General features: G+C 71.3%; 16 protein-coding genes, 1 pseudogene and 1 riboswitch. Of the genes and pseudogenes, 6 read left to right on the top strand and 11 right to left on the bottom strand.

Features of this window, described 5'->3' with window-relative positions; all coding sequences use genetic code 11:
• Positions 1–160: 160 nt before the first annotated feature.
• From rlmN to H305_RS0123075, 4 genes are all read left to right on the top strand, one after another.
• Positions 161–1,267 carry a 23S rRNA (adenine(2503)-C(2))-methyltransferase RlmN gene (rlmN, locus tag H305_RS0123060; RefSeq protein WP_028802470.1) on the top strand — a complete coding sequence of 369 codons (1,107 nt, stop codon included), beginning with the start codon at positions 161–163 and terminating at the stop codon, positions 1,265–1,267.
• 215 nt (positions 1,268–1,482) lie between these two features.
• Positions 1,483–1,588, top strand: a riboswitch (TPP riboswitch).
• A 77-nt stretch (positions 1,589–1,665) separates the two neighbouring features.
• The gene (locus H305_RS0123065) at positions 1,666–2,766 is read left to right on the top strand and encodes a thiamine ABC transporter substrate-binding protein (protein ID WP_028802471.1); all 1,101 of its coding nucleotides are present in this window, start codon (positions 1,666–1,668) and stop codon (positions 2,764–2,766) included.
• A gap of 143 nt (positions 2,767–2,909) precedes the next feature.
• The gene (locus tag H305_RS0123070) at positions 2,910–4,520 is read left to right on the top strand and encodes an ABC transporter permease (RefSeq protein WP_051370860.1); all 1,611 of its coding nucleotides are present in this window, start codon (positions 2,910–2,912) and stop codon (positions 4,518–4,520) included.
• Between the two features lie 2 nt (positions 4,521–4,522).
• On the top strand, positions 4,523–5,554 hold the full coding sequence (locus tag H305_RS0123075) for an ABC transporter ATP-binding protein (protein ID WP_028802473.1): 1,032 nt from the start codon (positions 4,523–4,525) through the stop codon (positions 5,552–5,554).
• Positions 5,555–5,699: 145 nt separating this feature from the next.
• Here H305_RS0123075 and H305_RS0123080 read toward each other — a convergent pair whose 3' ends face one another.
• The 7 genes from H305_RS0123080 to H305_RS0123110 form a co-directional block, all read right to left on the bottom strand.
• Entirely contained in the window at positions 5,700–6,383 is a 684-nt protein-coding gene (locus H305_RS0123080) for an LAETG motif-containing sortase-dependent surface protein (RefSeq protein ID WP_078629194.1), read from the bottom strand.
• 159 nt (positions 6,384–6,542) lie between these two features.
• On the bottom strand, positions 6,543–7,658 hold the full coding sequence (locus H305_RS0123085; protein WP_028802475.1) for an LOG family protein: 1,116 nt from the start codon (positions 7,656–7,658) through the stop codon (positions 6,543–6,545).
• Between the two features lie 88 nt (positions 7,659–7,746).
• Positions 7,747–8,154 carry a VOC family protein gene (locus H305_RS0123090; protein ID WP_028802476.1) on the bottom strand — a complete coding sequence of 136 codons (408 nt, stop codon included), beginning with the start codon at positions 8,152–8,154 and terminating at the stop codon, positions 7,747–7,749.
• Positions 8,155–8,249: 95 nt separating this feature from the next.
• On the bottom strand, positions 8,250–9,929 hold the full coding sequence (locus H305_RS0123095; RefSeq protein ID WP_028802477.1) for a hypothetical protein: 1,680 nt from the start codon (positions 9,927–9,929) through the stop codon (positions 8,250–8,252).
• A complete protein-coding gene (locus H305_RS0123100; protein ID WP_028802478.1) occupies positions 9,911–10,648 on the bottom strand; it encodes an ABC transporter ATP-binding protein in 738 nt (245 codons plus the stop codon). The genes H305_RS0123095 and H305_RS0123100 overlap by 19 nt, the downstream gene beginning before the upstream one ends.
• Before the next feature lie 268 nt (positions 10,649–10,916).
• Positions 10,917–12,299 carry an aspartate aminotransferase family protein gene (locus H305_RS0123105; RefSeq protein WP_028802479.1) on the bottom strand — a complete coding sequence of 461 codons (1,383 nt, stop codon included), beginning with the start codon at positions 12,297–12,299 and terminating at the stop codon, positions 10,917–10,919.
• Positions 12,284–12,799, bottom strand: coding sequence for an Lrp/AsnC family transcriptional regulator (locus tag H305_RS0123110; RefSeq protein WP_028802480.1), 516 nt, complete (start codon positions 12,797–12,799; stop codon positions 12,284–12,286). The genes H305_RS0123105 and H305_RS0123110 overlap by 16 nt, the downstream gene beginning before the upstream one ends.
• Before the next feature lie 214 nt (positions 12,800–13,013).
• Between H305_RS0123110 and H305_RS0123115 the strand changes: the two genes are divergently transcribed.
• Together H305_RS0123115 and H305_RS54970 are read left to right on the top strand one after the other, a co-directional pair.
• The gene (locus tag H305_RS0123115; RefSeq protein WP_028802481.1) at positions 13,014–14,453 is read left to right on the top strand and encodes a gamma-aminobutyraldehyde dehydrogenase; all 1,440 of its coding nucleotides are present in this window, start codon (positions 13,014–13,016) and stop codon (positions 14,451–14,453) included.
• A 219-nt stretch (positions 14,454–14,672) separates the two neighbouring features.
• Positions 14,673–14,898: pseudogene (locus H305_RS54970) on the top strand (spermidine/putrescine ABC transporter substrate-binding protein); the annotation flags it as partial.
• Positions 14,899–14,979: 81 nt separating this feature from the next.
• Here H305_RS54970 and H305_RS0123120 read toward each other — a convergent pair.
• The 4 genes from H305_RS0123120 to H305_RS0123135 are packed head-to-tail and all read right to left on the bottom strand — an operon-like array spanning position 14,980 to position 19,140.
• Positions 14,980–15,849, bottom strand: coding sequence for a carbohydrate ABC transporter permease (locus H305_RS0123120; RefSeq protein ID WP_028802482.1), 870 nt, complete (start codon positions 15,847–15,849; stop codon positions 14,980–14,982).
• Entirely contained in the window at positions 15,846–16,817 is a 972-nt protein-coding gene (locus H305_RS0123125; RefSeq protein WP_028802483.1) for a carbohydrate ABC transporter permease, read from the bottom strand. The genes H305_RS0123120 and H305_RS0123125 overlap by 4 nt, the downstream gene beginning before the upstream one ends.
• Positions 16,811–18,151, bottom strand: coding sequence for an ABC transporter substrate-binding protein (locus H305_RS0123130; RefSeq protein ID WP_199791441.1), 1,341 nt, complete (start codon positions 18,149–18,151; stop codon positions 16,811–16,813). Before H305_RS0123130 ends, H305_RS0123125 begins: the two co-directional genes overlap by 7 nt.
• Positions 18,148–19,140: a GNAT family N-acetyltransferase gene (locus H305_RS0123135; protein WP_028802485.1), complete on the bottom strand. Its 993-nt coding sequence runs from the start codon at positions 19,138–19,140 to the stop codon at positions 18,148–18,150. Before H305_RS0123135 ends, H305_RS0123130 begins: the two co-directional genes overlap by 4 nt.
• Positions 19,141–19,148: the final 8 nt, after the last annotated feature.

The following is a 19,148-nucleotide window of genomic DNA, read 5'->3' on the forward strand; positions in this document are numbered from 1 at the left end:
GTGGATCGAACTGCTTCAGCAGTGATCACGGCAGTCGGGCCCTGGTCCGTCCCCGGGCCGTGCGAGGTCGACCAAGGCTGACAGACGGCACCCATGGGTGACCGCCCCCACCCCGCTCTGGCCTGGGCCGGTGGAGTTGATCTGCGACACTGAAAGGGTTATGCCGAAGCCCGGAGAACTCACTTTCGTTGCCCCGCGCGGAGCCAAGAAGCCGCCGCGGCACCTTGCCGATCTCACGCCCGCCGAGCGCAAAGAGGCTGTCGCCGCCATCGGCGAGAAGCCGTTTCGCGCCAAGCAGCTCTCGCAGCACTACTTCGCGCGGTTCGCGCACGACCCCGCGGAGTGGACGGACATCCCGGCCGCGTCGCGCGGCAAGCTCCAGGAAGCGCTGCTTCCCGAGCTGATGACCGTCGTGCGGCACCTGTCCACCGACCAGGACACCACCCGCAAGACCCTGTGGCGGCTCTTCGACGGCACGCTCGTCGAGTCCGTGCTGATGCGGTACCCGGACCGGGTGACCATGTGCATCAGCTCCCAGGCCGGCTGCGGGATGAACTGCCCGTTCTGCGCCACCGGCCAGGCCGGCCTCGACCGGAACCTGTCGACCGGCGAGATCGTGCACCAGATCGTGGACGGCATGCGCGCCCTCAGGGAGGGTGAGATCCCGGGCGGCCCGGCGCGGCTGAGCAACATCGTCTTCATGGGCATGGGCGAGCCGCTCGCCAACTACAAGCGGGTGGTCGGAGCGATCCGTGCCCTCACCGACCCCGAGCCGGACGGGCTCGGACTCTCGCAGCGCGGCATCACCGTGTCGACGGTGGGACTGGTCCCCGCCATCCACCGGTTCGCCGACGAGGGCTTCAAGTGCCGGCTGGCCATCTCGCTGCACGCACCCGACGACGAGCTGCGCGACACGCTCGTGCCCGTCAACACGCGGTGGAAGGTGCGCGAGGTGCTGGACGCCGGCTGGGAGTACGCGGCCAAGTCCGGGCGCCGTCTGTCCATCGAGTACGCCCTCATCCGCGACATCAACGACCAGGCATGGCGCGGTGACCGGCTCGGGCGGCTGCTCAAGGGCAAGCCGGTGCACGTCAACCTCATCCCGCTGAACCCGACCCCGGGATCGAAGTGGACCGCCTCGCGGCCCGAGGACGAGAAGGCGTTCGTCGATGCGATCGCCGCCCACGGCGTGCCGGTGACCGTCCGGGACACCCGCGGTCAGGAGATCGACGGGGCGTGCGGACAGCTCGCGGCCACCGAGCGTTAGACCTCGGGCACGACGGCGGCCCGGCCACCGGGCGCGCCACGATCCGGGCCGCGGGGCGCCGCGATCCGGGTGGTCGGGCGCGCCACGATGCGGGCCGCCGGGCGGCACGCCGGCCGCCGCGCGACGACCCCGGAGGCCGGGCGTCGGCCCCGCGGTCACCGCGCGTCGGGCCCGCAGGCGTCAGACGGTACGCTGAGGTCTGTACGTACATCTTCATATTCCGACAGGGGAGCGCCACAGCGCTGAGAGTGCGGGACAGACCGCAGACCCTCTGAACCTTGCCCAGGTCATTCTGGGTAGGAAGTTCGGTCACCACTCAAGCTGTTGCGCCCTGCCCGGGAACTGTCAGAGGTCCCGGGCAGGGCCGCGTCTCTTCCTGGTCACCCAGGAGGAAATCAGTGAGCACCACCAGGAAGTTCGCAGCCGTGGCCGTAGGCCTGGGCCTGGTCACGCTGTCCGCGTGCGGGTCGTCGGGCGGCGGCGGCTCGGCGGACCCGAAGACCGTCACGCTCGTCAGCCACGACTCGTGGGCCGTGTCGAAGAGCGTGCTCAAGGACTTCGAGAAGCAGTCCGGCTACAAGGTCAGGGTCCTCAAGGACGGTGACGCCGGGCAGGCCGTGAACAAGGCGATCCTCACCAAGGACAACCCGCAGGGCGACGTCTTCTTCGGCGTCGACAACACCCTGCTCTCCCGCGCCCTCGACAACGGGCTCTTCCAGCCGTACGAGGCGAAGGGATCGGACCAGGTGCTTCCGCGGTACCGCGTCGATCAGGGCAAGCACCGGGCCACTCCCGTCGACTCGGGCGACATCTGCGTCAACTACGACAAGGCCTACTTCAGCGAGCACAAGCTGACGCCCCCGCAGTCCTTCGACGACCTGATCAAGCCCGAGTACAAGAACCTCCTCGTCACCGAGAACGCGTCCACGTCCTCGCCCGGCCTCGGCTTCCTGCTGGGCACCGCCGCGAAGTACGGCGACGGGGACACCTCCGGCTCGAACGGGGGAGGCTGGCAGGACTACTGGAAGAAGCTCAAGGCCAACGGCGTGAAGGTCGTCGACGGCTGGGAGCAGGCCTACGACGAGGAGTTCTCCGGGTCCGCCGGCGGCAAGAAGGCCGAGGGCGACCGGCCGCTGGTCGTCTCGTACGCCTCGTCCCCGCCCGCCGAGGTGATCTACGCCAGCCCGAAGCCGAAGACGGCGCCCACCGGGGTCGCCACCGGCACCTGCTTCCGCCAGGTCGAGTACGCGGGGCTGCTGAGCAACGCCCAGAACGCCAAGGGCGGCAGGGCGCTCATCGACTTCATGCTCACCGAGGAGTTCCAGGACGACATGCCGCTGAACATGTTCGTCTACCCGGTGCGGGAAGCCGCCCAGGTGCCCGCGGAGTTCGACCGGTACGGCCCGCAGGCCAAGAACCCCGAGACCATGGCGCCCGACAGGATCGCCGCCAACCGTGACCAGTGGGTCAAGTCGTGGACCTCGCTCGTACTGAAGTAGCCGACGCGTCCGAAGCCGCGGCCAAGGCGCCGACGCCCCGGGAGACCGGGAGCGGGCGGCACGGAGGCGGCGGCTTCGGAGGCGAGGGACGCGGCCGACGCCGCGGGGCCGGCGGGCGCGCGAACGCGGCCCGGCTCGGCCTCATGGCCGTGCCCGTCGCGTTCTTCGCCGTCTTCTTCGCCTACCCCGTCGCCGCCATCGTGGCCCGCGGTCTGAAGACCGACGGGCAGTGGAGGCTGGGGCGGATCGCGGACGTGCTCACGCAGTCCGACGTCCGGCACGTGCTCTGGTTCACCACCTGGCAGGCGCTCGCCTCGACGGCGCTCACGCTGCTGATCGCGCTCCCTGGCGCGTATGTGTTCGCGCGCTTCGATTTCAGGGGCAAGCAGGTCCTCAGAGCCGTGGTGACGGTGCCCTTCGTGCTGCCGACCGTCGTCGTCGGCACGGCGTTCCTGGCGCTGGTCGGCCGAGGCGGCCTGCTCGACGAGCTGTGGGGCGTGCGGCTCGACACCACGGTCTGGGCGATTCTGCTCGCGCACGTCTTCTTCAACTACGCGGTCGTCGTACGGACCGTCGGCGGGCTGTGGGCGCAGCTCGACCCCCGCCAGGAGGAGGCCGCGCGGATGCTCGGCGCCTCGCGGTTCGCGGCCTGGCGCAAGGTGACGTCTGCGGCGCTGAGCCCGGCCGTGGCCGCCGCCGCGCTCATGGTGTTCCTCTTCACCTTCACCTCCTTCGGCGTGGTGCAGATCCTCGGCGGCCCCACCTTCTCCACCCTCGAAGTCGAGATCTACCGGCAGACCTCGCAGATCTTCGACCTCGCCACCGCGGCGGTGCTGACGCTCATCCAGTTCGTGGCGGTGGGCGCGATCCTCGCCGTGCACGCCGGGACGGTGCGGCGCCGGGAGACCGCGCTGCGCCTGGTGGCCCCGGAGACGACCGTGCGCAGGCCGCGGGGAGCGGGCCAGTGGGCGCTGCTCTGGGGAGTGCTCGCGAGCGTCGCCGGCCTGCTCGTGCTCCCGCTCGGGGTGCTCGTCCAGCGTTCGCTCGACACCCCGGGCGGCCATGGGTTCGCCTACTACAGGGCGCTGGCCTCCGACGACGGAGGTGCCTTCCTCGTCGCGCCGGTCACGGCGATCGGCACCTCGCTGGAGTACGCCCTCGCCGCCACCGCGATCGCCGTCGTGATCGGCGGACTGGCGGCCGCCGCCCTCACCCGCCGTGACGCGGGCCGTCTCGTGCGGGGCTTCGACGCGCTGCTCATGCTGCCGCTCGGCGTCTCCGCCGTGACGGTCGGTTTCGGATTCCTCATCGCGCTCGACGAACCGCCGTTGGACCTGCGGAGCAGCTGGATCCTGGTGCCACTCGCGCAGGCGCTGGTCGGGGTCCCCTTCGTGGTGCGGACGATGCTGCCCGTGCTGCGGGCGGTGGACGGACGGCTGCGCGAGGCGGCGGCCGTGCTCGGGGCCTCGCCCTGGCGGGTGTGGCGCGAGGTCGACCTGCCGCTGGTGCGGCGGGCGCTGCTGATCGCGGCCGGGTTCGCCTTCGCCGTGTCGCTCGGCGAGTTCGGGGCGACCGTGTTCATCGCGCGGCCGGACAACCCGACGCTGCCGGTCGCGGTGGCACGTCTGCTGGGGCGGGCGGGCGATCTCAACTACGGCCAGGCGATGGCCCTTTCGACGATCTTGATGGTGGTGTGTGCGGTGGCGCTGCTGCTCCTGGAGCGGGTACGGACGGACCGGACGGGGGAGTTCTGACCATGCTCGAACTCGCAGGCGCGACCGTGCGCTTCGGCGCGCGGGCCGCGCTCGACGCCGTCGGTCTCGACGTGGCGGAGCACGAGATCGTCTGCGTGCTGGGCCCGAGCGGCAGCGGCAAGTCGACACTGCTCCGGGTCGTCGCGGGACTTCAGGTGCTGGACGCCGGGCGGGTGTGCCTGGACGGCCGGGATCTCGGCGGTGTCCCCGCGCACAAGCGGGGCGTGGGCCTGATGTTCCAGGATCACCAGCTGTTCCCGCAGCGGGACGTGGGCGGCAACGTCGCTTTCGGGCTGCGGATGCATGGCGCACCGAGGAGTGAACAGGTCGCACGGGTACGGGAGTTGCTGGAGCTCGTCGGCCTTCCGGGGGCCGCGTCCAGGCCCGTCGGGGAGCTGTCCGGCGGTGAGCAGCAGCGGGTCGCGCTGGCCCGCGCGCTCGCCCCGCGCCCTCGTCTGCTGATGCTGGACGAGCCCCTCGGCCAGCTGGACCGATCCCTGCGCGAGCGGCTCGTCGTCGAACTGCGCCAGCTGTTCGGTGAGTTGGGCACGACGGTGCTGGCCGTCACGCACGACCAGGGCGAGGCCTTCGCGCTGGCCGACCGGGTCGTGGTGATGCGGGACGGCCGCATCGCCCAGTCCGGTACGCCGCTGGAGGTCTGGCAGCGCCCCGCGGACGCCTTCGTGGCCCGCTTCCTCGGCTTCGACAACGTCGTCGAGGCGACGGTGAGCGGCGAGGCCGCGGACACGCCGTGGGGCAAGGTGCCGGTCCCGCAGGGCTCCCGGCAGGGGGCCGGCACGCTCCTCGTACGGCCCGCGGGCGTACGGCTCGTGGACCGCGCCGACGGGCTGCGCTGCACCGTCGCCGCACGCACCTTCCGGGGCACCCATGTCGCCGTACAGCTGCAACCGCAGGGCGCGCCGCGGCTCGAGGCGGCGTGCGCGCTGCGCGACGCGCCGGCGCCCGGTGACGTGGTCGGAGTGGCGTTCGACGCCGCCGAGATCGCCGTGCTCGGGGGGCCGGGCGGCGCGTAGGGTGCGCCGCGCGCCGTCGCCCGGACACCGATCCCCTGCGCCGTCGGCCGCCCCGCGGAAAGCCCGCAGACCGCGTGCGACCCGCAGACGCGCGTGTGGCCCGCCCCCGGGAAGGGGACGGGCCACACCTGCGTACGGTGGTGCGTCAGCTGGTCTTCGAGGCGCGACGGCGCATGCCGAAGAAGACCGCTCCGCCGCCGACCACGACGAGCGCGCCGGCGATACCGGCGATCATGCCGGTGTTGGAGTTCGCACCGGTCTCGGCGAGGTTGGAGTCACCGGTCGCGGGCGACGGCGAGTTGTCACCGGTCGTCGCGGGAGCGGTGGTGCTCTCGGAGGCCGACGGGGTCGGCTCGTCCGAAGGCGTCTTCGAAGGAGCGGGAGTCTCCGACGGCTCGGGGGTCTCCGAGGGCGACGGCGTCTCCGTGGACTTGCAGGCCTCGGAGGGCGCGGTCAGGTTCGGGGAGATGTCCTCGTCGACGATGTTCCCGGCCTTGATGTGCACGCGGTACACGGCCTTGGGGGACCAGTCCTCCGAGAACGTCACGGTGGCGCCCTCGCGGGTGCCGGTGACCGTCTTGGTGCCGACCAGCTTCTCGTCGGCGCCGTTCGACTCGAGGTAGACCGAGACCTCTGCGTCCTTGCCCGAGGCGTCGGTGTCGGTCACGGTGATGATGCCCTTCCCGTTGTCGTCGCAGGAGGCGACGGCCGAGAAGTCACGGATGTTGCAGGCGAGTGCGTTGCCCGCGACACCGAGCGCGAGCGCGGCCGAGGCGGATGCAACTCCGAGGATGCGCACGGAACGTGCGGTACGGCGAGATATGGACACGATTGCCCTTCACAGATTGCGCAACTGCGGGGGGTGAGGGGGGATTTGTTGTGAAGCATGCTGCGACAACAGCACCCCCAGGAGTCTCACAGGTTTATAAGCGTCACCTAAGGGCTGTCAATGCGTAGGCCCTGCCCGGACGTCGGCTTTGCCTTGTCATTAACCACCGAGGCGTTTGAGTGCCTCCGGAACGTCCTCGATACGGTCCACGAGTGTGATGCGCGACTCCATCGAGCGGTCCCGGGCCAGCGACTGGAGCAGCGGCCAGGTGGGGTACGTCTCGGTCCAATGCGCCTGGTTCACCAGGACCATGGGGGTCGGCTCGCCCCGCGACTCGTAGTAGTTCGGGGTCGCGTTGTCGAAGATCTCCTGTACGGTTCCGGCCGCGCCCGGCAGGAAGACGACGCCGGCGTTCGAGCGGGCCAGCAGGCCGTCCTCGCGGGTCGCGTTGGCGAAGTACTTGGCGATGTGCGCAGCGAACGCGTTGGGCGGCTCGTGGCCGTAGAACCAGGTGGGGATGCCGACCGACGCGCCGCCGGAGGGCCACCGCTCCCGCACGTCGAAGGCGGCGTGCGCCCAGTCCGTCACCGACGGGCCGAACGACGGTGCCTTGGCGAGCAGTTGCAGGGCCTCGCCGAGCATGCGGTCGTCGAAGGGGGCCGCGTACGCACCGAGGTTCGCGGCCTCCATCGCGCCGGGTCCGCCGCCGGTGGCGACCGTGTGACCGGCACGCGCCAGCTCCCGGCCGAGGCGCGCGGCCCCCGCGTACTCCTCGGTGCCGCGTGCCATCGCGTGGCCGCCCATCACGCCCACCACCCGTGCGCCGACGAGGAGTTCGTCGAGCGCGTCCGAGACGGCGTCGTCGTGGACGGAGCGCAGCATCGAAGCGAATATGTCCCCGTCGGCCTTGGTCTGCTGGAACCAGGCGTACGCGCGGGCGTCCGGCGTCGCCTCGTAACCCGCGTCGAGCGCCTCGAAGAGCTCGTCGGGGGAGTAGAGCACGCCACGGTACGGGTCGAAGGGCAGCCCGGGCAGGGGCGGGAAGACCAGTGCGCCCGCGGCCCGGACCGCGGCCGCAGCCTCGGGGGCCATGGGGCAGCCGAGGAAGACGGCTCCCGCGCTGTCCACGGACAGCAGCGTCTTCGTACGGTCCGTCAGGTCGACGGCCTGGACCCGGAATCCGGAGAGCGAACGGGCCGCCGCGACGACCTCGTCGAACTCGGCCAGGGACTCGATCTCACGGTCGTCGGACGTGTGTGGTGGTGTCGGCTGCACCCGGTCATGCTAGGGCCTGAACGGGCCGCACCCCGGGGGCGGGACGGAAATCCGTCCCACGCCGACCGGGGTGCGCGGGGCGTGCGGGTCAGCCCTGGACGGCCGCCGGGTCCATCCACATGACCTCCCAGGTGTGGCCGTCCGGGTCGTCGAAGGCGCGGCCGTACATGAAGCCGTGGTCCTGCGTCTCGCCGCTGGCCGAGCCGCCCGCCGCGATCGCCCCGTCGACCAGTTCGTCGACCTTCTCGCGGCTCTCGGCGCTCAGACACAGCAGCACCTCGCTGGTCTTCGTCGCGTCCGCGATCTGCTTCCTCGTGAAGTCCGCGTAGCGCTGCTTGCTCAGCATCATCGCGACGATGGTGTCGCTGATCACGACGCAGGCGCAGTCGTCGGTCGTGAACTGCGGGTTGATCGTGTAGCCGAGCTCCGTGAAGAACTTCTTCGAGGTGTCGACGTCGGCCACAGGCAGGTTCACGAAGATCATCTGCTGGTACATGCGAGGTCTCCCGTCGGTGATGTGGCGTTCGGAGAGGTAGACCGCGGGCCCGCGCGGAACTCATCGCCCGGCGCGGACCTTTTTCGTACGGGCTTTCACCGCATCAGGGGCAGTGCGGCCAGTTCGGCGATCACCCAGGTGAGCGGGGCGAACAGGGCGAACAGCGCGGCGACCCGGAGCGCCACGGCGCCGCGCAGCACGGTGGCGGGCGCCCCGAGCCGCAGCAGCGCGGCCGTGGTGTCCGCGCGCGCCTGCTTCGCCTCGACGGCGGCCGTCGCCAGCGTCAGCAGGGTGGACCCCGCGACGAGCAGGGCTCCGAGGGTGGCCAGCGGCCCGAACCCTGGCTGCTCGCCGGTGTACAGCGTCGCCATGGCGTAGCCGCCGCAGGCCACCGCGCACACCACGCCGAGCGGCTGCCCGATGCGCCGGGACTCCGCCTGGAGGACGCGTCCGGCGAGCAGCCGCAGCGCACCCGGCCGTACGGCCTGGAGCAGTCGGCCGCACAGGTAGGTGAGCGCCGGTCCCGCCATGGCGAGGCCGAGCGCGGTGAGCACCCAGCCGACCAGCACCCCGGCCGGGCCGTCGGCGAATCCGCCGGGCAGCGTGAGTCCGGCGGCGGAAGGGGAACGGCCCGCGTACGTCTCCACGGCCAGCCCCGCCGCGACGGTCGCCGCGCCCCAGGGCAGGCCGCCGGGCGTGGTCTCGACGGGCGGGAGGCGGCGCGGGTCGAACTCGACGGCCGGGCGGATCTGCCGACGGCGGCGAGCGGGGGCTTCGGCGGCCTCCGGAGTGTCCGGCGCGTCGGGTCGGGAGTCCTGGGAGTCCCGCCGGCGGCCGGCCCGCGCACGGCCCCCGTGCTCGTCGCGAACCTCCGTGTCGGCGTGGACCAGGGTGCCGCCCCGGGTGCCGTCGCGCTCCGTGTCGCCGTACGCCTCCGCGGTCCAGTGGAAGTCGGGACCCGCGTCGGCCACGTCGTCGTCGGCGACGACGTCGAGGATGTCGGAGTAGAACTGCGCGTCCGGGACGCCGGGAGCTTCCCCGCCGGCGCGTGCCGCCGTGTCGCCGTCGGCGCCCGAGGCGGCGCGCGCGCCGGTGTGTCCGATGGCGTCCGCACCGGCGTAGCCCGCCGTGGTGTCCGTCTCGGCCGTCTCCGCCGTGGCGCGTTCCGTCCGGCCGGCGGCGCGGCTCGCGGAGCCGCCCGCCGCGATCTGCCGTGCCGTGATCCAGGTGCGGCCGTAGGAGTCCACGACGCGGCGCGGCCTGCCGCCCCGCGGACGCAGCGCCACCGCGACCGCGGCGGACGCCGCGATCGGCACCAGCGCCAGCAGGGTCAGTGCCGCGGGCAGCGGCAGGGAGCTGTCCGGTGCGAGGAACTCCGCCGCCGCGCCGTCCACGGGCATGCCCGTGAGGTCGCCCCGCAGATGCAGGAACAGGAGCAGGGCGAGCAGCGAGCCGAGGGTCGTGGACAGGGCGGTGGTGGCCGCCGAGATGGCCATCAGGCGTCCCGGGCCGAGCCCGATGGCGGCGAGGCCGGGGCGCGGCCGGGTGCCGGGGTCGGTGCGGGCGACCGCTACGGCGAAGTACACGGTCGTCGCCACGGGCACCGCGCACCAGGCGAGCCGCAGAGCCGACCCGGTCGAGCCGCCCGGGTGCGTCATCGCGTACCCCAGCGTGCACAGCAGCAGGAACCCGGTGCCCGTCGAGGCGGCGGCCACCAGTAGCCGGCGGACCTGGACGAGGGGCTGTGCGCCGCGGGCTAGACGGAGAGCGAGCACGCGGCCCGGCCTTCCGTCTCGGTGACCGGGGGCAGGTGGACGGTGTTCACGCGTCGTCCGTCGAGGAGCGACACCGTGCGGTCGGCCAGGGCCGCGGTGTCCGCGTCGTGTGTGGCGAGGACGACGGTGATGCCGTGCGAGCGGGCGGCCGCGGTGAGCGTGCGCAGTACATGGGTGCGGTCGGCGCGGTGCAGGGAGGCGGTCGGCTCGTCGGCGAAGAGCACGGTGGGGGCGGGGACGAGGGCTCGCGCGATCGCGACGCGCTGCCGCTCGGCCTGGAGGAGGGTGTGCGGGCGCTTGCGGGCGCAGCCCCCGATGTCGAGCCGTTCCAGCCACTCCAGGGCGGTGGTCTTGGCGGCCCTGCGTCCGGTGCCGCTCAGCATCAGCGGCAGCGCGGCGTTCTCCCAGGCGTTCAGCTCGGGGATCAGCACGGGGGCCGGGTCGATCCAGCCGAAGCGGTCGCGGCGCAGGCGTTCGCGGCTGAGCGCGCCCATGGTGTGCACGGGCACGCTGTTGAACCAGACCTCGCCCTCCTGCGGCAGCAGCTGGCCCGACAGACACTGGAGCAGGGTCGTCTTGCCGCTGCCGCGCGGGCCGCCGACGGCGAGGATCTCGCCCTCTCGGACACCGAGCGAGACACCGCTGAGCGCGGGCGAGCCGTTGTGATTGACGTGCAGGGCGCGTGCCCAGAGCACGTTGTTGTCCGGCGGGGCCACCATCGCGTACACCTCGGTTCAGATCTGATTTGCCAGGCCAAGTCCCCCGGACGGGGGAACGAAGGCGGGGCCGATCGGTCACTGGGCACGCTAGGGAGTCGGGGCCGGGGGGCCGGACAGCACGCGGCCCCGGACCGCCCATTCTCACTCGAACGGGGGGCACCGGGGCCGGGGTTGATCACCAGGGCGAAGATCGGGGCTTCGCCGGGGCGCCGTGGCCGCGAGGGCGCGGCCAAGGGGCGCGCCCTCGGGCGCACGGCCCGCGCGTGGATCAGAGCTTGGCCCACGCCTCCGTCAGCACCTGACGGATGATCCCCTCGATCTCGTCGAAGGTCGACTGGTCGGAGATCAGCGGCGGCGACAGCTGGATGACCGGGTCACCGCGGTCGTCGGCGCGGCAGTACAGGCCGTACTCGAAGAGCTTCTTGGACACGAAGCCGTAGAGCACGCGCTCCGACTCCTCGTCCGTGAAGGTCTCCTTGGTGGCCTTGTCCTTCACGAGCTCGATGCCGTAGAAGAAGCCGTTGCCGCGGACGTCGCCGACGATCGGCAGGTCGTGCAGCTTCTGGAGGGTGCTGAGGAAGGCGCTCTCGTTGTCCAGCACGTGCTGGTTGAGGCCCTCGCGCTCGAACAGGTCGAGGTTGGCGAGGCCCACCGCCGCGGAGACCGGGTGGCCGCCGAAGGTGTAGCCGTGCAGGAAGGTGTTGTCGCCCTTGTAGAACGGCTCGGCGATGCGGTCGGAGACGATGCACGCGCCGATCGGGGAGTAGCCCGAGGTCATGCCCTTGGCGCAGGTGATCATGTCCGGCACGTAGCCGAACTTGTCGCAGGCGAACGTGGTGCCCAGGCGGCCGAAGGCGCAGATGACCTCGTCCGAGACGAGCAGCACGTCGTACTGGTCGCAGATCTCCCGCACCCGCTGGAAGTAGCCGGGCGGCGGCGGGAAGCAGCCGCCGGCGTTCTGCACCGGCTCCAGGAAGACGGCGGCGACCGTCTCCGGGCCCTCGAAGAGGATCTGCTGCTCGATCTGGTCGGCGGCCCAGCGGCCGAAGGCCTCCGGGTCGTCGCCGTGGATCGGGGCGCGATAGATGTTCGTGTTGGGCACCTTGTGCGCGCCGGGTACCAGCGGCTCGAAGGGGGCCTTCAGGGCCGGCAGGCCGGTGATGGACAGGGCGCCCTGCGGGGTGCCGTGGTAGGCGACCGCACGCGAGATGACCTTGTACTTGGTGTGGTGGCCGCGCAGCTTCCAGTACTGCTTGGCGAGCTTCCACGCGGTCTCGACGGCCTCGCCGCCTCCGGTGGTGAAGAAGACCTTGTTCAGGTCGCCGGGCGCGTGGTGGGCGAGGCGCTCGGCCAGCTCCACGGCCTTGGGGTGGGCGTAGGACCACACGGGGAAGAAGGCCAGCTCGGCGGCCTGCTTGGCCGCCACCTCGGCCAGCTCCTGGCGGCCGTGACCGGCCTGGACCACGAACAGGCCCGCGAGACCGTCGAGGTACTTCTTGCCCTTGTCGTCGTAGATGTAGGTGCCCTCACCCCGGACGATGGTGGGAACGGGCGCGTTCTCGTACGAGGACATGCGGGTGAAGTGCATCCACAGGTGGTCGTACGCGGTCTTGCTGAGGTCCTTGGTGCTCACGGCTATCGGGTTCCCCACATGTAGGTCTGCTTCTTGAGCTTCAGGTAGACGAAGCTCTCGGTGGAGCGCACCGCGGGCAGGGCCCGGATGCGTTTGTTGATGACGTCCAGCAGGTGGTCGTCGTCCTCGCAGACGACTTCTACGAGGAGGTCGAACGAGCCCGCGGTCATCACCACGTACTCGACTTCCGGCATGGCGGCCAGCGCGTCGGCCACCGGGTCGAGGTCGCCCTCGACGTTGATGCCCACCATCGCCTGCCGGCGGAAGCCCACGGTGAGCGGGTCCGTGACGGCGACGATCTGCATCACGCCCTGGTCGAGCAGCTTCTGGACGCGCTGGCGCACGGCCGCCTCGGACAGGCCCACGGCCTTGCCGATCGCGGCGTACGGGCGGCGTCCGTCCTGCTGCAGCTGCTCGATGATGGCGAGGGAGACGGCATCCAGCTGGGGGGTGCCGTTCCTGGACTCGCGGGAGTCCCTGGGGTCTGCGCTTCGACTGGCCACGGCCTCACTGTGCACGACGTATCGACAGTTCCGCAAGGCCGTAGCGATGAAATTCGTTGTTTGCGAGGACGTGTCTTGCGGATTTCGCAGCTCTGGCCGGACCGGGGGTGTTGAAAACGTGGATCCACGGATTAGGGTGGGCCCCTCAGGTATCTCAGGTAGTGGACACCTGGGTGTCCCAGGTAACCGGACAGCTGAGTCAACGCACATCTGACAGGAGGGCCGGGCAGTGAGCACCGAGCTGCGTCGTCTGCGCAATTACATCGACGGAGAGTTCCGCGATGCCGCCGATGGGCGGACCACGGAGGTGGTCAACCCCGCGACCGGTGAGGCGTACGCGACCGCGCCGCTCTCCGGACAGGCCGACGTCGACGCCGCGATGGCGGCCGCCGCCACGGCCTTCCCGGCCTGGCGCGACACGACGCCGTCCGAGCGCCAGAAGGCCCTCCTGAAGATCGCGGACGCCTTCGAGGAGCGGGCCGAGGAGCTCATCGCGGCCGAGGTCGAGAACACCGGCAAGCCGATCGGGCTGACCCGGTCCGAGGAAATCCCGCCGATGGTGGACCAGATCCGCTTCTTCGCGGGCGCCGCACGCATGCTCGAGGGCCGCTCGGCCGGCGAGTACATGGAGGGCATGACGTCGATCGTCCGCCGCGAGCCGGTCGGCGTCTGCGCGCAGGTCGCGCCGTGGAACTACCCGATGATGATGGCCGTGTGGAAGTTCGCCCCGGCGCTGGCGGCCGGCAACACGGTCGTCCTCAAGCCGTCGGACACCACGCCCGCCTCCACCGTCCTGATCGCCGACATCATCGGCGGCATCCTTCCCAAGGGCGTCTTCAACGTCATCTGCGGTGACCGCGACACCGGCCGCGCGATGGTCGAGCACCCGACCCCGGCGATGGCGTCCATCACCGGCTCCGTGCGCGCCGGCATGTCGGTCGCCGAGTCGGCGTCCAAGGACCTCAAGCGCGTCCACCTGGAGCTCGGCGGCAAGGCCCCGGTCGTCGTCTTCGCGGACACCGACATCGCCAAGGCCGTCGAGGACATCTCCGTCGCGGGCTTCTTCAACGCCGGCCAGGACTGCACGGCCGCCACCCGCGTACTCGTCCAGGAGTCCATCCACGACGAGTTCGTCGCCGCGCTCGCGAAGGCCGCCGCCGAGACGAAGACGGGTCAGCCGGACGACGAGGACGTGCTCTTCGGCCCCCTGAACAACCCGAACCAGCTGAAGCAGGTCTCCGGCTTCATCGAGCGCCTGCCCGCCCACGCCAAGGTCGAGGCGGGCGGCCACCAGGTCGGCGAGAAGGGCTACTTCTACGCCCCGACCGTCGTCTCCGGCCTCAAGCAGGACGACGAGATCATCCAGAACGAGGTCTTCGGCCCGGTCATCACCGTCCAGTCCTTCACGGACGAGACCCAGGCCGTCGAGTGGGCCAACGGCGTCGACTACGCCCTCGCCTCCTCCGTGTGGACCAAGGACCACGCCCGCGCGATGCGCCTGTCGAAGTCGCTCGACTTCGGCTGCGTCTGGATCAACACCCACATCCCGCTGGTCGCCGAGATGCCGCACGGCGGCTTCAAGAAGTCCGGCTACGGCAAGGACCTGTCGGCGTACGGCTTCGACGACTACACGCGCATCAAGCACGTGATGACCTCGCTCGACGGCTGACCGCCCGCCGCCACGGGCCGATCCGCCGCCACGGCGGCCGGGCCGGCGGCCGGGCATGTGAAGCGAACAGCGCGGCCCCGGACGGGAGTCGACCGTCCGGGGCCGCGCTGCCGTGCACGGTCCGCTCGCCCGGCCCGGGCCGGTGATCGTGGTGTCGGGTCGGCGCGCGACCGCTCGACGCAGCGTCCATCGTCGGCGCGGAGCCGTCGGCGGCATGCCGCCGTCGACTACTGCTACGAGCCGGAGGTCGCGCCGAGTCGGCCGCCTGGGTCAACTACGTCTGTCCGGTCCCCGCCGCTCAGGACGTCCTCGCTCCTCCAAGGACGAGGACACCGCCGTCCTCGCCGAGGACCCGCCGGTCTTCCCGGACGCGGCCATGGGCAAGCGGCTCGCGATCGCCCGGGACATCGAGTCCGGCGAGCGCGCCGAGTGCGCGAAGCGCTGGACGCCGTCGCCGGGCCCCAGCCACGGTGCCGGCCGGGCCGTCGAGCCCCGTCCGCGCTTCGCGCCTGCCGGCGCGTCCCCTCTACTTGAGGCCGCTGAGCATGACGCCGCGGATGTAGTGCTTCTGCAGCAGCAGGAAGAGGATCAGGACCGGCAGGACGCTCAGCACGAGGCCGGCCATGACGATGGGCATCGTGCGGGTCGGGTCGACGTGGTCCTGAAGGAGCTGGATGCCGACGGGCAGGGTCATCACGTCCGGGTTGGCGGTCGACACGAGCAGCGCCCAGATGTACTCGTTCCAGGCGTCGACGAAGGTCAGCAGCCCGAGCGTCACCACCACCGGCTTGGTCTGCGGCACCACGATTCGCCACCACACGGCGAACTCGCCGGCCCCGTCGATGCGTGCGGCCTCCAGGACCTCGTCCGGGACGGAGAGCATGAACTGACGCGTCAGGAAGATCCCGAAGCCGTTGACGAGGAAGGGCATGGCCAGCGCCGCGATGCTGACGGTCAGGCCCGCACCGCCGCGGCCGAACAGGTCGTTGCCGCCAGCCAGCGGCCAGTGCACCAGGATCAGGAAGTGCGGGATGAAGAAGAGGAACGGCGGGAACATCATCGTCGACAGCACCAGACGGAAGATGAAGTTCCGTCCGGGGAAGCGGAGTTTGGCGAGCGCGTAGCCGGCCAGGGACGACGTGAGCAGCACCGATCCGGTGATCAGGGCGGTCGCGACGACGCTGTTGCGGAAGAGCACCGGCAGATCGAGCTGGTCGACCGCCGCCCGGTAGTTGGACAGGTCGAACGCCTCGGGCAGGAACCGGTACGGCAGCGTGCCCGCCTCGCCGGGCCCCTTGAAGGACGTCATCACCATGTCGAGGAACGGCACCACCGTGAGCACGGCGCCGGTCACCACCACCAGATACGACAGCCACGGGAAACGGCGGCGGATCATGCGTCCTCCCCCTTGCCCCGGAAGATCCACAACTGCACCAGGGTGACCACGAGGACCACCACGAACAGCACGAAGGCGGCGGCACTCGCGACGCCCCAGTCGCCGTAACTGAAGGCCTGCCGGTACATCTCCAGCGCGGCCACGTTGGTCGCGTCCCCCGGCCCGCCCTTGGTCATCACGATGATCAGCGCGAAGGACTGCAGGCCGGTGAGGAACTGGGTGATGCACACGAACAACAGGGACGGCCGCAGCAGCGGCAGCGTGATCCTCCAGAAGACGGTGACGGGCCCGGCGCCGTCGAGCGCGGCGGCCTCGTAGTACGACTCCGGGATGGACTTCAGCCCGGCGGTCAGGACGAGGATCGCCGAGCCGAGCGACGCCCAGGCCTGCACGACCACGACCGAGGGCAGCGCGGTGTCCGGGTCCTGGAGGAACGCCACCGAGCCGAGCCCGAGGGCGTTCAGGACGCCGTTGACCAGGCCTCCCGGCTCGTACATGTACTTCCACACGTTGCCGACGGCGACGACGGTCGTGACGATCGGCAGGAAGTACAGGGTGCGCCACAGGCCCTGGAACCGGAGCTTGTCGATGCAGGTGGCCACGAGCACCGATCCGGCGAGCGCGAGCGCCACGGTGCCCAGCGCGAACAGCAGGGTGTTGGTGAGGATCGGCGCCAGGAACGTCGACCCCTTTGCGAACAGCCCGGTGAAGTTGTCCAGGCCGACCGGATCGATGTCGCCCAGGTCGAACCCGGCCCAGCGGGACATCGACAGCAGCAGTGCGAAGCCGAGCGGCAGGATCAGGAAGACGGCGAAGAACAACAGCGTCGGCGCCAGGAAGAGATAGGCGACGGCCACCTGACGGCGCCGGGGCCGGGGCCCGGTCCGCCGGCGGACCTCGACGGGGGGCCTGGCGGACCGCGCACCGCGGGCCCGCTCCGTGGTCTCGGGCGCCAGAGTGTTCACCATGAGCGCGACACCTCCTGATCGACCTGGCGGCGGGTGGTGCGCAGTGCCTCGTCGACCGACAGCTGACCGGTCCACAGCGCCTCGATGTTCTTGCGGAGCAGCGACTTGGCCTGCTGCGCACCCGGTACGTTCGGCTCCGGCACCGCGTATCCCAGCGCGTCCAGGAAGGGGCGCAGATTCGGATCGCTGCCCTTGCCGAGGAGTGTCCGCATGTCGTCGGCGCGGCCCGTCAGGGAGCCGACCGACACCTGGAGGGTGCTCATCCGGGTCGCTGTCGCGCCCTTGCCCGCGGCCTTCACGCCCACCTTCTCGGTGTTGAGCCAGCGCAGGAACTCCCAGGCCTCGCGCGGGTGTTCGCTGGCCGCGTTGACCCCCAGCATGAAGCCGGTGGAGAGTGTGGCGCGCGTGTCGTCCGCCGCGGGCACGGGCAGCGGCGCGACGCCTACGTCACGGTAGCCCTCGCCCATCTGGGCCTTCAGGCTCCCGGTCCACCAGCCGGCACTGATGACCATGGCCACCTGCCCGGACTGGAACGCCTTGTAGACGTTGACGCCAGGGGCGCTCGCCCCCTTGGCCACCAGGCGGTGCTCCAGGTCGAACACGGCCCGGCCGGCCGGCGAGTCGATGGCGGTGCTCCTGCCGTCCGCGGCGACGAACGCTCCGCCGGCGGCGTTGAGCAGGGCGAGCGTCTGGCCGACGGTGGTGGAGTCGTCGTAGGTCGACAGCCCGAGCCCCTGGACCAGAGTGTTGCCGTACCCGTCCCGCTTCGCGGTGCGGTAGGCCGTCTCCTCCAGCTCCGGCCAGGTGCGCGGGGGGCGATCGACGCCTGCCTCGCGCAGCAGCCGCTTGTTGTAGTACAGGGCGTACGTCTGGACCTCGGTGGGGTAGCCGTAGACGGTGCCGCCCACCGACGAGGAGCCGACCGCGGCCGGGCCGTAGCCGCGCCTGATCTCCTCGGCGTGCTCGGGCGGCGCGGGCCGCAGGACGCCGGCCTGGACGAGCTGACCGTTCCACAGACAGTACGGGTGCAGGATGTCGGCGCCCTGGCCCGCGGCCTGCCGGACCATGAACGTGGTCAACAGGTCCGTGAACTCGACGGCCTTCGTCCGCACCTTGACCCGATCGTGCAGCGCGTTCCACTCGTCGACCGGACCCCGCAGGGCTGCCTCGGCCTCCCCGCTCGCGTAGTGAGAGAGCAGGGTGAGGACGATCGGATCACCGGGCCGCCCGGTGCCCTGGTGCGGTCCCGCGCATGCGGAGACGAGCAGCGCCGAGGGGAGCGCGAGCGCGAAGTGACGCCGGCTCAGGCCGCCGGTGCGGCGCGACGGCGTCATCCGGCTGCCTCCCGGCGCATCACGCGGAACACCCGGGTCGTGGTGAAACCGGTCCTGCGGTACAGGTGGCCCGCGGGGGACTGCTCGCCGGTCCACAGGAACCACGCGGAGTGCGCGCGGCGCGCCCGCATCCGCTCCAGGACCAGGTGGAGCAGGACCTTGCCGAGGCCGGTGCCGCGCATGTCCTCCAGCACGCCGAACGGACCGAACCGCTCGTCCACCTTGTCGAAGGTGCCGTGCATCGCCCAGCCGACCAGCCGGCCCGAAGGATCCCGGGCGACGACGATCCGGTCCAGCGGCGTGCCCGCGGCCAGCGACTCCCGGATCGTGCACGCCCAGTCCGGGCCGAAGTGGGTCCCGGCGAGCGCGAACAGGTCCACCAGATCGTCGTCGCGCGGTGTGGCGAAGCTGTATCCGCGAGCCGTCAGTTCGTCCCGGCGGCGCGCGACGTCCTGCGGGATGCGATAGCCGACCAGGCCGCGGTGCATCGCCGCCGCCTCGTACAGCGTGCGAAAGCCCAGGGACTCGAGGAGCCCGGCCGCCTCCGGGTACGCCTCGGCGTCCAGTCCGGGGAGGACGTAGTTCGGCGTGTACGAGGAGAAGTCCACCCGGGTGCGGCCGTGCCGGTGCAGCCAGTCCAGGGCGTCGGTCAGCAGGTGGCGGCCGAGGCCGTGGCCGCGGACGGCCGGGTCGACGAAGAAGAACGGGATCCAGCCCTGGTCCGGCTCCAGATCGGTGCCGGCCATCGGCGTCAGACGGCGCACCGCGTAGGCCGCGCCCACGATCCGGTCGCCGTCGACGGCGACCCGCAGGCCCTGCGGATCGAAGTTGGCGTCGAGCAGCACCAGGGAGCGGAAGCGGTCCGGGCTGATCGCGTCGGCCGGCGCACTACGGCGCCACGCCTCCACCAGCTGCGGGCCGTCGCCCGCCCGGAAGCCACGTGTATCGGTTTGTGAGGTCGTCGTGGATGTCGTCGTGCGGTCGGTCATCGACGGGG

It is taken from the genome of Streptomyces sp. 142MFCol3.1 (genome assembly GCF_000424945.1).
GTDB lineage: Bacteria > Actinomycetota > Actinomycetes > Streptomycetales > Streptomycetaceae > Streptomyces > Streptomyces siamensis.

What these genes read in the sequence shown, in the direction of transcription:
- H305_RS0123135 (WP_028802485.1), bottom strand. Translation starts at nt 19,140, where the DNA reads ATGACCGACCGCACGACGACATCCACGACGACCTCACAAACCGATACA.
- H305_RS0123130 (WP_199791441.1), bottom strand. Translation starts at nt 18,151, where the DNA reads ATGACGCCGTCGCGCCGCACCGGCGGCCTGAGCCGGCGTCACTTCGCG.
- H305_RS0123125 (WP_028802483.1), bottom strand. Translation starts at nt 16,817, where the DNA reads ATGGTGAACACTCTGGCGCCCGAGACCACGGAGCGGGCCCGCGGTGCG.
- rlmN (WP_028802470.1), top strand. Translation starts at nt 161, where the DNA reads ATGCCGAAGCCCGGAGAACTCACTTTCGTTGCCCCGCGCGGAGCCAAG.
- H305_RS0123120 (WP_028802482.1), bottom strand. Translation starts at nt 15,849, where the DNA reads ATGATCCGCCGCCGTTTCCCGTGGCTGTCGTATCTGGTGGTGGTGACC.
- H305_RS0123075 (WP_028802473.1), top strand. Translation starts at nt 4,523, where the DNA reads ATGCTCGAACTCGCAGGCGCGACCGTGCGCTTCGGCGCGCGGGCCGCG.
- H305_RS0123090 (WP_028802476.1), bottom strand. Translation starts at nt 8,154, where the DNA reads ATGTACCAGCAGATGATCTTCGTGAACCTGCCTGTGGCCGACGTCGAC.
- H305_RS0123070 (WP_051370860.1), top strand. Translation starts at nt 2,910, where the DNA reads ATGGCCGTGCCCGTCGCGTTCTTCGCCGTCTTCTTCGCCTACCCCGTC.
- H305_RS0123100 (WP_028802478.1), bottom strand. Translation starts at nt 10,648, where the DNA reads ATGGTGGCCCCGCCGGACAACAACGTGCTCTGGGCACGCGCCCTGCAC.